This is a genomic window from Streptococcus oralis, from assembly GCF_964238205.1.
GTDB classification, from domain to species: Bacteria; Bacillota; Bacilli; order Lactobacillales; family Streptococcaceae; genus Streptococcus; species Streptococcus oralis_CZ.
Genome location: NZ_CAXSLF010000001.1, coordinates 219834 through 234417, shown reverse-complemented (window position 1 = coordinate 234417; position 14584 = coordinate 219834). Strand labels below are relative to the sequence as shown.

General features: G+C 38.9%; 8 protein-coding genes. 6 read left to right on the top strand and 2 right to left on the bottom strand.

The genetic code is table 11. From position 1 onward, the window contains the following. The first annotated feature begins 435 nt into the window (after nt 1-435). From lacG to ACESOD_RS01205, 5 genes are all read left to right on the top strand, one after another. Nucleotides 436-1842: a 6-phospho-beta-galactosidase gene (gene lacG, locus ACESOD_RS01225; protein WP_373093524.1), complete on the top strand. Its 1407-nt coding sequence runs from the start codon at nt 436-438 to the stop codon at nt 1840-1842. Nucleotides 1843-1884: 42 nt separating this feature from the next. Further along, nucleotides 1885-2139, top strand: a complete 255-nt coding sequence (locus ACESOD_RS01220) for a DUF3884 family protein (protein WP_373093523.1) — start codon at nt 1885-1887, stop codon at nt 2137-2139. A gap of 310 nt (nt 2140-2449) precedes the next feature. Then, on the top strand, nt 2450-5533 hold the full coding sequence (locus ACESOD_RS01215; protein WP_373093522.1) for a pneumococcal-type histidine triad protein: 3084 nt from the start codon (nt 2450-2452) through the stop codon (nt 5531-5533). Between the two features lie 285 nt (nt 5534-5818). Next, entirely contained in the window at nt 5819-6748 is a 930-nt protein-coding gene (locus tag ACESOD_RS01210) for a metal ABC transporter solute-binding protein, Zn/Mn family (protein WP_373093521.1), read from the top strand. A gap of 7 nt (nt 6749-6755) precedes the next feature. Next, complete coding sequence (locus tag ACESOD_RS01205) at nt 6756-10193, top strand: pneumococcal-type histidine triad protein (RefSeq protein WP_373093519.1); 3438 nt, start codon at nt 6756-6758, stop codon at nt 10191-10193. A 76-nt stretch (nt 10194-10269) separates the two neighbouring features. On the opposite strand, the gene pepT is transcribed toward ACESOD_RS01205, so the two are convergent. Continuing rightward, nucleotides 10270-11493 carry a peptidase T gene (gene pepT, locus ACESOD_RS01200; protein WP_373093517.1) on the bottom strand — a complete coding sequence of 408 codons (1224 nt, stop codon included), beginning with the start codon at nt 11491-11493 and terminating at the stop codon, nt 10270-10272. Between the two features lie 154 nt (nt 11494-11647). On the opposite strand from pepT, the gene hemH reads away from it, so the two are divergent. Then, nucleotides 11648-12742, top strand: a complete 1095-nt coding sequence (gene hemH / locus ACESOD_RS01195) for a ferrochelatase (RefSeq protein ID WP_373093515.1) — start codon at nt 11648-11650, stop codon at nt 12740-12742. A gap of 392 nt (nt 12743-13134) precedes the next feature. Here hemH and mnmE read toward each other — a convergent pair whose 3' ends face one another. Continuing rightward, nucleotides 13135-14508 (bottom strand): tRNA uridine-5-carboxymethylaminomethyl(34) synthesis GTPase MnmE, encoded by a 1374-nt coding sequence (mnmE, locus tag ACESOD_RS01190; protein ID WP_373093514.1) that lies wholly within the window; start codon nt 14506-14508, stop codon nt 13135-13137. Nucleotides 14509-14584: the final 76 nt, after the last annotated feature.

Here is a 14584-nt window from a genome sequence, read left to right as displayed (position 1 = left end):
TTTACCTCCTCATGTCACAATTCGACTAACCCTAGGTACTGTGAAACAGTCTCCTATCATTACGGAAATCGCTATGGCGGATTTCCTAATCGTCTTGTTAATTCGTCGGTAAAAAAATATCGTTTTTACCTCCTCATGTCACAATTCGACTAACCCTAGGTACTGTGAAACAGTCTCCTATCATTACGGAAATCGCTATGGCGATTTTCCTAATCGCCTTGTTAATTCGTCGGTAAAAAAATATCGTTTTTACCTCCTCATGTCACAATTCTACTGACCTTGAGGACTGTAAAAGAGTCTCCGGATTATATATTTGTTTTCCCCCTTTATGTCACTATTTGGTGACTTTGTACAAGAAGTGAGACGGAGATGGATAGCTCACTAGCTCCTCTCCGCTCGCTTTTCATTTTATCCAATCAAGAAATAGGTGAAAAAATGACAAAAACACTTCCTAAAGATTTTATTTTTGGTGGCGCAACAGCTGCTTATCAAGCAGAAGGAGCTACACATACAGATGGTAAAGGACCAGTTGCATGGGACAAATACCTAGCTGATAACTATTGGTATACAGCTGAACCAGCGAGTGATTTCTACCATAAATATCCAGTGGACTTAAAGTTGGCTGAGGAATATGGGGTAAACGGTATTCGTATTTCAATTGCTTGGTCACGTATTTTTCCGACTGGTTATGGTGAAGTAAACCCAAAAGGGGTAGAATTCTATCATAACTTATTTGCAGAATGTCATAAACGTCATGTAGAACCGTTCGTAACTCTTCACCACTTTGATACACCCGAAGCTCTTCACTCAAATGGAGACTTCTTGAATCGTGAGAATATCGAACACTTTGTAAATTATGCTGCCTTCTGTTTTGAAGAATTCCCAGAAGTCAACTATTGGACAACCTTTAATGAAATTGGTCCAATCGGTGATGGTCAATACTTGGTAGGTAAATTTCCACCAGGTATTCAATATGACCTTGCCAAAGTCTTCCAATCCCACCACAATATGATGGTGTCTCATGCTCGAGCTGTCAAACTCTACAAGGATAAAGGCTATAAAGGTGAGATTGGTGTCGTTCATGCCCTTCCAACTAAGTATCCATTAGATCCTGAAAATCCAGCAGACGTTCGTGCTGCTGAGTTGGAAGATATCATCCACAACAAATTTATCTTGGATGCTACATACCTTGGACACTATTCAGATGCAACAATGGAAGGTGTCAACCATATCTTAGCAGTCAATGGTGGTAGCCTAGATCTTCGTGAAGAAGACTTTGTAGCGCTTGAAGCAGCTAAAGATTTGAATGACTTCCTCGGAATTAACTACTATATGAGCGATTGGATGGAAGCCTTTGATGGTGAAACTGAGATCATCCACAACGGTAAAGGTGAAAAAGGAAGCTCTAAATACCAGATCAAGGGTGTTGGTCGTCGTGTAGCTCCTGACTATGTACCTCGTACTGACTGGGACTGGATTATCTATCCTCAAGGATTATACGACCAAATCATGCGTGTTAAGAAAGATTATCCAAACTACAAGAAGATCTACATCACTGAAAACGGACTTGGATACAAAGATGAATTTGTGGACAACACTGTTTACGATGATGGCCGTATTGATTATGTGAAACAACACTTGGAGGTATTGTCTGATGCGATTGCAGATGGTGCAAACGTTAAAGGATACTTCATCTGGTCATTGATGGACGTCTTTTCATGGTCTAATGGTTATGAAAAACGTTATGGACTCTTCTATGTTGACTTCGATACACAAGAACGCTATCCTAAGAAATCTGCACATTGGTACAAAAAACTAGCTGAGACCCAAGTGATTGAATAGTACAACTAGTTATTAGGTATAGAGTTCAAGCGAGGAAAGTTTATGCTGAAAAATTTTATTAAATCAGTCTATGAAAAAGTTTATATTATTAACTTTGAACATTGCTCTCATGTACCATCCTTGACCAAGGAGCAACTTGCAAGTCTTGGAAAATGGTATGTCTCGACGGGTAAGGAGTGGATTTGTCATTCAGACTATGAATTTGAAGAATTTCAAAAGCTGTTTTTAAATTTTGTCAACGCAGAAGATAAGGATAACATTTGCTTTGAATCGGATTTTATGCCATTTCAACACTAATATAGTAAAAAGAGGAATCTATCTCATACTAGGGGATATTCCTCTTTTTTATCTAGATTTTACCTGAAAGACAAAAAAATTCTTGACAGATTTATGTGATAGGAGTAAACTATTAACTAGTTAAATAACTGGTTAAGTATATAAAGAGGTAACTCACTCGCTCAAATCTTGTTTGATAAATAGAAAATAGAAGGAGGAGTTTTAAAAGTGATTTCGTTTTTCAGTTATGTGCTTAACCAGTTAAGGAAGTTCTTTAGGAAAAAGTGTAGTTCTTTATTTAACGAATAAATGAAATAGGAAGTGTGTTTAGATGAAAATCAATAAAAAATATGTTCTTGGTTCGGTAGCTCTTTTAGCATTAAGCCTTTCAAGTTATGAACTGGGGCGTTTCCAAGCGGTACAGACTAGCAAAGAGCCTAATCGTGTGGCATATATAGAAGAAAATCAGGCTAGTACTAAGACTGAAAATCTGACGCCTGATGAAGTTAGTCGGCGAGAGGGGATCAATGCTGAACAAATTGTTGTTAAAATTACCGATCAAGGTTACGTGACTTCACATGGGGACCATTATCATTACTTTAATGGCAAGGTTCCTTATGATGCTATTATTAGCGAGGAACTCTTGATGAAAGATCCGAATTATCAGTTGAAGGATTCAGACATTGTCAATGAAATCAAGGGTGGCTATGTGATTAAGGTAGACGGGAAATACTATGTTTACCTTAAGGATGCGGCTCATGCGGACAATATTCGTACAAAAGAAGAGATTAAACGTCAGAAGCAGGAACATAGTAGTAATCATGGGGGTGGTTCTAACGATCAAGCAGTAGTTGCAGCCAGAGCTCAAGGACGCTATACAACGGATGATGGGTATATCTTTAATGCCTCTGATATCATAGAAGATACTGGTGATGCTTATATCGTTCCACATGGCAATCACTTCCACTATATTCCTAAGAGTGATTTGTCTGCCAGTGAATTAGCTGCTGCTCAAGCCTTCTTATCTGGTAAAGGTAGTCAATTAAGTACCGTTGAATATCGTTCAAGCAGAGGAGAAACAAGATCTAGTGTGAGAACTAGTCCATCTGAAACTCCTCAAAATCCTGCAACAGCTCCGGAAAGCCAAAATGAGGATTTAGCTAGTCTCCTTCAAGAATTGTACGCTTTGCCACTTAGCCAACGTCATGTGGAGTCTGATGGATTAGTATTTGACCCAGCACAGATTACAAAACGTACTGCAAATGGTGTGGCAGTTCCTCACGGGGATCATTTCCATTTCATTCCGTATTCGCAAATGTCTGCTTTGGAAGAAAAATTGGCTCGAAATCTGCCAATTGGAGGTCAGCCAATTCAAAGTCATGCTGATAATCCGAAACCAAGCAGTTCTGAGAAACCAAGTTCAACCATTAAACCAAACTTTAATCTCAATACGCCGGCACCGAATCGAGGAACTGGAGGAGCCTATACAACGGATGATGGGTATGTCTTTAGTCCGACAGATGTGATTGAAGATACAGGAGACGCTTTTGTTGTACCGCACGGCAATCATTTCCACTATATCCCTAAGAGTGATTTGTCAGCAGGAGAATTGGCTGCTGCCCAAGCTTATTGGAATGGTAAACAAGGCGCACATTCCTCTACAAGTTCAAGTAAACCAAGTAGTAACAATGTTAAACCAGCTCAACCAAGTCTGACAGAGACTCCTAATCTGACTGTCACACCAACTTATCATCAAGACCAAGGGGAAGATATTCCAACACTTTTACGTGAATTGTATGCAAAATCTTTATCAGAACGCCATGTGGAATCGGATGGTTTGATTTTTGACCCTGCTCAAATCACGAAAAGAACAGCTAACGGTGTAGCAGTGCCTCACGGAGACCATTATCACTTTATTCCTTATTCACAAATGTCTGATTTAGAGCAGAAGATTGCAAGAATGATTCCGTTAAAAGGGCAAAATGGATTAAACGAAATTGTTACAGATATTAAACCTTTAGCATCAAAAGAAGTAGTTCATAAGTTCTTAGGACAACCAATCAAAGCTTATGGAAAAGGTTTAGATGGCAAACCTTATGATACGAGCGATGGATATATATTTACCAAAGATTCAATCGATTCTGTTGATAAATCAGGTGTTATTGCCAAACACGGAGATCATTTCCATTATATGGGATATGGTGAATTAGAACAATTCGAATTGGATGAAGTTGCTAAATGGATTCAAGAAACTGGTAAAAATCCAGATTCCATCTTTTCTTCAGTTCACTCAGATGAGAAGGAAAAACCAAAATTTGATTCAAAAAAAGTAACTAGCAAAGTTACCAAAGATGGTAAAGTTGGTTATGTTCTTAAAGAAGACGGGAAAGAATACTTCTATTCTCGAGACGAACTTGATCTTACTCAAATTGCTTTTTCTGAACAAGAACTCATGCTTAAGGATCGAGACCATTATCGTTATGATATAGTAGACACAGGGATTAAACCAAGATTAGCTGTAGATGTCTCAAGTTTGCCGATGCATGCAGCCAATACTACCTATGATACTGGAAGTTCATTCATTATTCCACACATTGATCATATTCACGTTGTGCCTTATTCTTGGTTAAATAGTGAGCAAATAGCAACTATAAAATATGTAATGCAACATCCTGATGTGCGTCCTGAAGTTTGGTCAAAACCAGGTCATGATGATGCTGGATCTGCTATTGCTAATGTGACTCCTCTTGAAAAACGCGCTGGAATGCAGAATTGGCAAATTATCCATTCTGCTGAAGAAGTTCAGAAAGCTCTTGCAGAAGGTCGATTTGCAACTCCAGATGGTTATATTTTTGATCCGAAAGATGTATTGGCAAAAGAAACTTTTGTATGGGAAGACAAATCATTTAGTATTCCAAGAGCGGGAGGTGGTTCATTGAGAAGTATCACTAAATCCGACTTATCAGAAGTAGAATGGAAACAAGCGCAAGACTTAATTGCCAAAAGAATGAAAGAAAAAGAATCCAAAACTGAAACGTCTACACATCCTAATAAAGAATTAAAAGCTGATTCAAACAATACTGAAAATAGTGATAAGAATAAGACTGCTGTAGATAAAACTGAGGAGCAACCGAAGAATAATAATATAGGCGTAAATGAGACTGGTACAACCAACGAAATTCCTTCAGAAAACAAGGTTGAAGATAAAGAAAACTCCAAAGAAGAAAGTGACGATGATTTACCAGACTACGGATTGGATAAAGTAACTTTAAATGAACATATAGAGAAGTTAGCAAAAATTGCCCAAATCGATCCTAAGTTTCTAATTTTTCAGCCAGAAGGGGTTCAGTTTTACAATAAAAACGGTGAATTAGTGATGTATGACATTAAGACACTAAAACAAATAAAACCTTAAAAGATATTTATTAGTTATAATCTATTCGAAAGGATATTGTTCGATTTTTGATTGAATAATGTCCTTTTCTTTGTTAAAAAACTGAAATTTGCTGTCTTAAAAAATGAATCAAGGAGTTCTAAAACAATTAAAAGTCAAATGTTAAAAATAAGCAGTGAGAACAGAGAATGAAATCTAGTTCTCACTTTTTTCATGAAAATGCAAAAAAATATTGACATTTTAAATTTTTAGGAGTAAAATGTTTACTAGTTAATTAAACGGTTAAATACTAGTTAAGGAGTTGTTATGAAAAAAAGAACTATCCTATGGCTCATGATTGCCTTCTTTGCTCTCGTTTTAGGAGCTTGTGGACAAAAGACCAGTCAAGACAAGAGTGATGAAACTAAGGGGATGAAGATTGTGACCAGTTTTTATCCTGTCTATGCTATGGTCAAAGAGGTTTCAGGTGATCTAAATGATGTTCGGATGATTCAGTCTAGTTCTGGTATCCATTCCTTCGAACCTTCTGCAAATGATATTGCAGCCATCTATGATGCAGATGTTTTTGTTTATCATTCTCATACATTAGAATCATGGGCGGGAAGTTTGGATCCAAGCCTACAAAAGTCCAAGGTAAAGGTGTTGGAAGCATCAGAAGGTATGACCTTAGAGCGCGTGCCTGGCTTAGAAGATATGCAGGCAGGAGATGGGATTGATGAGAAGACCTTGTACGATCCTCACACATGGTTAGATCCTGAAAAGGTTGCAGAAGAAGCACAAATAATTGCTGATAAGTTATCCGAACTGGACAGTGCCAACAAGGATACCTATCAGAAAAATGCACAGATCCTTAGTGCCAAGGCTCATGAATTAACTAAGAAATACCAACCCATCTTTGAAAAAGCAAATCAAAAGACATTTGTGACCCAACACACAGCCTTTTCATATTTGGCAAAACGATTTGGACTCAATCAGCTTGGGATTGCAGGAATATCTCCTGATCAAGAACCAAGTCCAAGACAATTGACTGAAATTCAGGAATTTGTAAAGACTTATAAGGTCAAAACCATCTTTACAGAGAGTAACGCTTCATCAAAGGTAGCTGATACACTTGTCAAATCAACAGGTGTGAGTCTGAAAACCCTCAATCCTTTAGAGGCAGACCCACAAAATGACAAGTCCTACTTAGAAAACCTAGAAGAAAATATGGCTATCTTAGCTGAAGAATTGAAATGAGGAGATTATGAAGATTAATAAAAAATATCTAGCAGGATCTGCAGTGGTCCTTGCTTTAAGTGTCTGCGCTTACGCTTTAAATCAACATCAAGCACCTGAGAAAAAAGATGATAATCGTGTATCCTATGTTGACGGTAAAGGATCTGAAGCTAAGAAGAATGAATCTCTGACACCAGACCAAGTTAGCAAGAAGGAAGGAATAGAAGCTGAACAGATTGTTACCAAGATCACTGATCAAGGTTATGTGACTTCCCACGGTGACCATTTCCATTACTATAATGGTAAGGTGCCTTATGATGCTATCTTTAGCGAAGAACTGGTCATGAAAGATCCGAACTATCAGTTGCGTGATCAAGATATTGTCAATGAGATTAAAGGTGGCTATATCATCAAAGTGGACGGTAAATACTATGTCTATCTAAAAGATGCGAGTCACGCTGATAATATTCGCACCAAAGAACAAATCGAGCAGCAAAAACAAGAACACATATCAGATAGTGGTAGTGCAAGTGAGGAAGTTCTTACTGCCAGAGCACAAGGTCGATATACAACGGATGATGGTTATGTCTTTAATGCTGCAGATATTATTGAAGATACAGGGGATGCTTATATCGTTCCTCACGGTGGGCATTATCACTACGTTCCAAAGAGTGCCCTATCTTCAAGTGAATTAGCAGCAGCTCAAGCCTATCTAGCTGGAAGAGGAAGTCAACCAAGCCTGACGGATTATAAACCAAATCCAAGTGTTACACCAAGTTCTCAAGCCGATAGCCCAGCAACAAGCATCCCAGTAGATCAGGAGGATAGCCTCCAAAGTCTTCTTGCTCAGTTATATGCTTTACCAGTTAGTCAACGCTATCAAGAATCTGATGGTTTGGTATTTGACCCAGCTAAAATTACCAGTCGAACACCATCAGGAGTTGCGATTCCACACGGCAATCACTACCATTTCATTCCTTATAGTAGTATGTCTGCTTTGGAGCAAAAAATTGCTCGTTTGATACCACTTGGCGGTGCCCTAACACTAACAAAGCCGTTAGAAAATCAAAATAAACCAACAGTTCAGCGTGATCATGAAAATGTAACTCATAAGAACCATCATGAGGATGAACATGATCATGGCTTTGCCGCTGGGTGTGTGATTAGAGAAGATGAGCAAGGTTTTGTAGTTTCACATGGGGACCATGCCCACTATTTCTTCAAAAAAGATTTGACAGCAGAACAGATTAAGGCGGCGCAAGAGCATTTGCATGGTCATGGCCGAACAGAAGTTCCAAAAGATAATCAAAACACTCCTAAAGAGAATGAAGTGAAACACGAGCATCATGAAGATGAACATGATCATGGCTTTTCAGCTGAGCGTGTGATTAGAGAAGATGAGCAAGGTTTTGTGGTTTCACATGGAGACCATGCACATTATTTCTTTAAAAAAGATTTGTCAGCAGAGCAGATAAAGGCAGCGCAAGAACATTTACATGGGCATAGCCAAACAGAAGTTCCAAAAGATAATCATAACACTCCTAAAGAGAATGAAGTGAAACACGAGCATCATGAAGATGAACATGATCATGGCTTTGCAGCTGAGCGAGTGATTAGTGAGGATGAGCAAGGTTTTGTGGTTTCACATGGAGATCATGCCCACTATTTCTTTAAAAAAGATTTGTCAGCAGAGCAGATAAAGGCAGCTCAAGAGCATTTGCATGGTCAACATCAGGCAGAACCTATTAAACCTCTTGCCAAGACTGTAGAAAGTTTCTCTCGAGATGCCAGCGATGAAGAAAAGATAGCTTATATCTCTAAAACCTATGGTGTTCCGCTTGAAGCTATCCGAATTTCAAATGGATTCTTTGTATTTGGAAATCCAGACCAGGCTTACGACCCAACTCACATTCACCCTTACGCAGTTCGAAAAGAACACGTTCGTATTCCGCTTCAAACAGGAGATGCAGAGCTTGATTTCCTAAACGAACTCTATACAACTGCACTTCGTGATGGTGTCTCTCCATATAGTTTGCAGGTGGAAAATGGTAGCTTTGTCATTCCTCACGGTGACCATAACCACTACATTAAAGTACAAACTAAAGGTTATGAAGTGGCTTTGAAACATAAGATTCCTGCCTTGCAATCTAACTACCAACCAGGAGCCTTTGATGAAGCTACTGTTCAAAATAAGGTTGATCAACTTCTAGCAGAAAGTCGTGAAGTTTACAAGGATAAACCAATTCAACAAAGACAAATTGAGCTTGCCTTGGGACAATTCTCTGAAAATATGAAGAAGCTCTCAACAAACTCTACAGCTGGTTATCTGGCTGCTTTAGATCTCTTTGACAAGCAGTATATCCACGTTGACTCTAGCGTAAAACCAACAGAAATCAGTCCTTTAGATAAGAAATATCAAGCTTTAGTAGATAAGATTAATACCTTGGATACGGATGCTTATGGACTTCCTAAAAAGAATCTCTTGGCTCAACTCCAAGAAAATAAATTGGCTCAAGATGAAGCTGGTTTAGATGCTGTTGAAGCTAAACTAGAAGCTCTTCAAGACTTTAATGATCGTACTGGAGTTACAACAGTCGAGTACATTAAGTATTTCTATCAACATCTGTCAGATGGTCGTTTAAATGACACTCTTAGAAATAAGGTTGCCAACTTAACTTGGACCCTTTATCAGTCGCAATCCTTCCTTAAGGCGACTGACTTGAACAAACTATTCCCAGAAATCTATCAAACAAAACTGGAAGTTGAAGAAGCTCTGAAGAATGAATCTGTTACAAGTAAGCCTTCTGAAACGATCCTAGATACTGAAAAAGTGGATGGTCACAGTGCTAAAACGGCAGTCTATGAATTTTTGAAAGGTTTGTATGATGATATTAAGCCTGAGGAACAAAGCAATCATGTTCGAAAAGGTCAAGTAGAAGAACTTTTAACAAAAGCTGAAGAGTTAGTGGCTCAAGTCAAAGAAGAGGGAGTTAAAGCTTCACTTGCTGACGAAGTTAAAAATCTGAAAGCTGCTCTAGATAAAGATGATGCAGACCTTGATGAATTAAACACGCAAGTCCAAGATCTTCTGAAGCGTATTTCACTAACCATTCAGAATGAACGTGAGAATGTCAAACAAGACCCAGAAGTTTTAGTTCTCTACCAAAAACTTTATAATGGTGTCATTGCCCTTCATACTTATTTAGAAATGAATAATGGTTCTGATGCTGATTTTGAAAAAGTGGACGCCTTATTTGATAAGCTTAGTGCAGCAAGCAAAGACAAGCAAGCTCTTTTAGCTCTTGCTCAAGAAATCGTTTTGTTAAACCAAGAATTTCACTCCAAAGTCAAGCCAGCTGAAGCTAGCACAGAAACAGCCAATACAGAAACAAACGATAAACAAGCTGAGTCAAACTTAACTCCTGCAACTAGCTCTCCAGAAACGAGAGAAAAAGTAGCAGAATAATAAAAAGTTCAGACAGCTACCGTGTTAAAAGTAGGTTTCTGATAAAAAAGAGGTCGGGAATTCTTTCCCGATCTCTTTAGTCTTTATAAGCCACAATCCCAATAATGGTGTCGACTGCACGTTCCATTGTTTGTAGGCTAACGTATTCAAAACGACCATGCATGTTTTCGCCACCAGCGAAGATATTTGGCGTTGGAATTCCCATAAAGGAAATTTTAGAACCGTCCGTTCCTCCACGGATAGGTTCGATAATTGGTGTAATATCAAGACTTTCCATTACTGATTTAGCGATGGTGATTGGAGTCATATCCTTTTCAATGACTACCTTCATGTTGTAATACTGGTCTGTCAAAGTCAAGGTTACCCGATCGCTACCAAGTTCTTGATTCATCTTATCAGCAATAGCTTGCATGGCAACTTTACGCGCTTCGAAGTTTTCTTTTTCGAAGTCACGAATGATGTAGCTAGCACGCGCTTCCTCAACAGTTCCTGTTACATCCATGAGATGGTAGAATCCTTGGTAACCCTCAGTCAACTCAGGTCGGTCACCTGCTGGGAGTTGATTGTGGAAGTCAATGGCTAATTGAAGGGCGTTAACCATTTGTCCTTTAGCTGTTCCTGGGTGGACATTACGGCCTTGGAAGTGAAGTTCAGCACCTGCAGCAGAGAAGGTTTCGTATTGCAATTCTCCAAGAGGTCCACCGTCGACTGTATAAGCAAAGTCAACATTGAAGTCCTCTGCATCAAATTTATTGGCACCAACACCGATTTCTTCATCAGGTCCAAAGCCAACACGAATTTCACAGTGTTTAATCTCAGGATGAGCGTTCAAGTATTCGATAGCTGTCATGATTTCAGCGATACCAGATTTGTCATCAGCCCCGAGCAAAGTAGTTCCATCAGTAGTGATCAAGGTTTGCCCTGGATATTTCTCTAAGCTCTTAAAATCTGCTGGATCAAGCTTGAAACCAGAATTGCCAAGCTCGATAACACCACCGTCGTAGTTTTCAATAACTTGTGGATTGACACCTTCAGCATTAAAATCAGCTGTATCCATGTGGGAGATAAAACCGATCTTACGAGTCAAACTTGGGTCGTTGGCTGGTAAGGTTCCGATAGCAAAACCGTTTGGTAGATAGTAGACATTTTGCAAACCAACACGTTTCATCTCAGGGATGAGGACATTGGTTGCGAAGTCTACTTGACTTTGGGTACTTGGTGTAGTGGTTGAATGTTCGTCAGAACGTGTATTGACTTTGACATAAGTCAAAAAACGCTCCAACAATGTTGGATATTTCATCGTAACTCCTTTTTTCCTTCTTTTAAAACCATTGTATCATAGAAAGAAGAGAAAAACAAAAGTCAGAAGGGAGGTAACATTCTTATGTTAGCGTTTACTTATGGCTGTTTTAGTGATACAATAAAAAAGATAAAAATATCACAAGGATGCAGAGATGAAAAAAGCAATTTTAATGATGACATTTGGTTCACCAGAAGAGATTACCTTTGAAGGAGTAGCTGACTTTTTTACTAACATTCGTCGTGGAGTTCGACCTCAAGATCACGAGATTCAAACACTTTATGATAATTATGTTCGAATTGGAGGAACTCCGCTACAAAAAATTACCCGTGAAGAAGTTGCCTTAGTAGCTGCTAGATTGGGAAATGAATATAGTGTTTATTTTGCCAATAAATTTTCAACCCCTTTTATTCCAGATGTGATTCGGCAAATGGAAGCAGATGGAATTAAAAAGTGTATTTGCTTGATTTTGGAGCCACACTATTCCTTTTACTCTGTCATGGGGTACGAAAAGTTTCTGGAAAGCAAACAAATTCAGTTTTTAGTTATTAAGGACTGGTATCAAGAAGAAGCACTATTAAACTATTGGACAGCTGAAATTGCTAAAATTTTAAAAGAAAAGGTGAAACAGGATAGCTTTAAAGTCATCTTTTCTGCCCACAGTGTACCCATTTTTGCTTTGGATTTTGGTGATCCCTATATCGACCAGATTTTCGAAAATAGCAAGTTAATTGCTGAGAAATTAGGCTTGAAACCAGAGCAATATACCAACACTTGGCAGAGCGAAAGTGATATTGGTATTCCTTGGATTAAACCAGATGTATTGGAGTATCTTAGAGAACAGGAAGAACATCCAGAGCATTATATTTTTGTGCCTATTAGTTTTATCAGTGAGCATATTGAAGTCTTGTTTGACAACGATGTGGAATGTTATGACTTATGTCAGGAATTTGGGGTCAACTACCATCGTCCACCAATGCCAAATACAGATTCTCGTTTGATTGATGCCTTGGTCAATATTGTCCGAGCTAACGAACATAAAGAATTTAGAGAATTCCTCCCAGAAGAAGAAACCTTTGATGAATTAGTCCCTTCGGATGAAACTAAGAATATTTTAGATGAATCAAAAGACTTACAAATGCCAGAATTTGTTAAAAAATTAATTGAGAAAAAAGGTCGTGAAAATGTCAAGATGCCTTATTTAATCAAAAAAATGCTTGAAAAAGCTGGCAAATTACCTAAAGACTAAGTGAAAATAGAAAAGAACTGGTAATACTCTTCGAAAATCAAATTCAAACTGCGTCAACGTCGCCTTGCCGTACTCAAGTACAGCCTGCGGCTAGTTTCCTAGTTTGCTCTTTGATTTTCATTGAGTATAAGGTTTGTTTCAGATTTCTGCTAAGGTAGGTTATAACTTAGAAGGTGAAAGAAAAGGCGGTGGGACAGAAATCGATAGACAAAGTCTTGATTTCGTAGTCCCAGCCCCGCGAGGATGATTAGGAGCTTTTTGAAGTCTAAAAGACGAACAAAAAGTTCAATCAGCTACCGCGTCAAATTATAATTGATAATAAAAAGTGAGGTCGGGATCTTTTTGTCCCAACCTCTTTTTAGGTGACTAGCATTTTTTGACCTAGTTTTTTCTTATTTACCCAGACAAAATTGGCTGAACAACTGTGTAATGAGTTCATCTGGAGCAGCATCTCCTGTAATTTCTCCAAGAATTTCCCAGGTTCGAGTTAAATCAACTTGAAGCAGATCAACTGGCATGCCCAGCTCAAGACCTTCGTTAACTGCTTGTAAGCTTTCAACTGCTTTCTCAATCAAAGAAATGTGGCGAGCATTGGACAAGTAAGTAGCATCTTGTTCGACCAAGCCAGCATTTTCAAAGAAGAGGTTGTTAATCCGTTCTTCAATCTTATCAATGTTTTGATTTTTTAGGACTGAAATACGGATGACATCTTCAGGAAGTTCCTGAGTTTCAATAGCCTCAGGTAGGTCAGTTTTGTTAAGAAGAATGATTCGATTAGTATCTTGACTAATTTCAAGAAGTTGTCGGTCTTGAGCAGTCAGAGGTTCGCTGGCGTTTAAGACAAGTAAAACCAAATCAGCTTCCTTGAGAGCTTTTTTGGACCGCTCGACACCGATTTGTTCGACGATGTCATCTGTTTCACGGATACCTGCAGTATCAATCAATTTCAGTGGAACACCGTTGATGTTGACGTATTCTTCGATGACATCTCGAGTAGTTCCTGCAATATCCGTTACAATGGCTTTATCTTCGCGCAGGAGGTTATTGAGAAGGCTAGACTTCCCAACGTTGGGACGACCAATGATAGCTGTTGAAATCCCTTCACGTAGGATTTTACCGCGACGTGCCGTTTTTAAGAGATTGGTTAAGAGTTGCTCAAACTCCAAGGTCTTTTCACGGACAACAGCAGTAGTGGCTTCTTCAACATCGTCGTATTCAGGATAGTCGATATTAACCTCTACTTGTGCTAGTGTATTGAGGATCTCCTGACGAGTATTATTAATCAAGTCTGATAGAGAACCGTCTAGTTGCTTGACTGCAATATTCATGGCCTTGTCTGTCTTGGCACGGATGATATCCATAACAGCCTCGGCCTGAGTCAAGTCTACACGACCGTTAAGGAAGGCACGCTTAGTAAATTCACCAGGCTCTGCCATACGAGCCCCTTCACGGATAGCCAGTTGAAGAATTTCATTGGTTACGGCGATTCCACCGTGGGTATTGATCTCGATGATATCCTCACGAGTGAAGGTCTTTGGAGACTTCATAGCTCCAACCATGACCTCATCCATGACCTTGCCTGACTGAGGATCAACAATGTGGCCGTAGTTAAGTGTATGGCTGTCAACCTTACTCAAGTCCTTGCCTTTAAAGATTTTCTGGGCGATAGCAAAGCTATCTGTTCCGCTTAAACGAACAATCCCAATAGCCCCTTCACCAAGTGGAGTGGAGATTGCTGCAATGGTATCAAATTCCCGTGTAATCATTTCAATTCCTTTATAGTTTATTTGTTTGTATTGACTAATATCTCTTAAAATTGTAACAAAATATAGTGTTTTATTC

Coding starts and splice junctions, on each gene's coding strand:
- lacG (WP_373093524.1), top strand. CDS start 436: ATGACAAAAACACTTCCTAAAGATTTTATTTTTGGTGGCGCAACAGCT.
- ACESOD_RS01220 (WP_373093523.1), top strand. CDS start 1,885: ATGCTGAAAAATTTTATTAAATCAGTCTATGAAAAAGTTTATATTATT.
- ACESOD_RS01215 (WP_373093522.1), top strand. CDS start 2,450: ATGAAAATCAATAAAAAATATGTTCTTGGTTCGGTAGCTCTTTTAGCA.
- ACESOD_RS01210 (WP_373093521.1), top strand. CDS start 5,819: ATGAAAAAAAGAACTATCCTATGGCTCATGATTGCCTTCTTTGCTCTC.
- ACESOD_RS01205 (WP_373093519.1), top strand. CDS start 6,756: ATGAAGATTAATAAAAAATATCTAGCAGGATCTGCAGTGGTCCTTGCT.
- pepT (WP_373093517.1), bottom strand. CDS start 11,493: ATGAAATATCCAACATTGTTGGAGCGTTTTTTGACTTATGTCAAAGTC.
- hemH (WP_373093515.1), top strand. CDS start 11,648: ATGAAAAAAGCAATTTTAATGATGACATTTGGTTCACCAGAAGAGATT.
- mnmE (WP_373093514.1), bottom strand. CDS start 14,508: ATGATTACACGGGAATTTGATACCATTGCAGCAATCTCCACTCCACTT.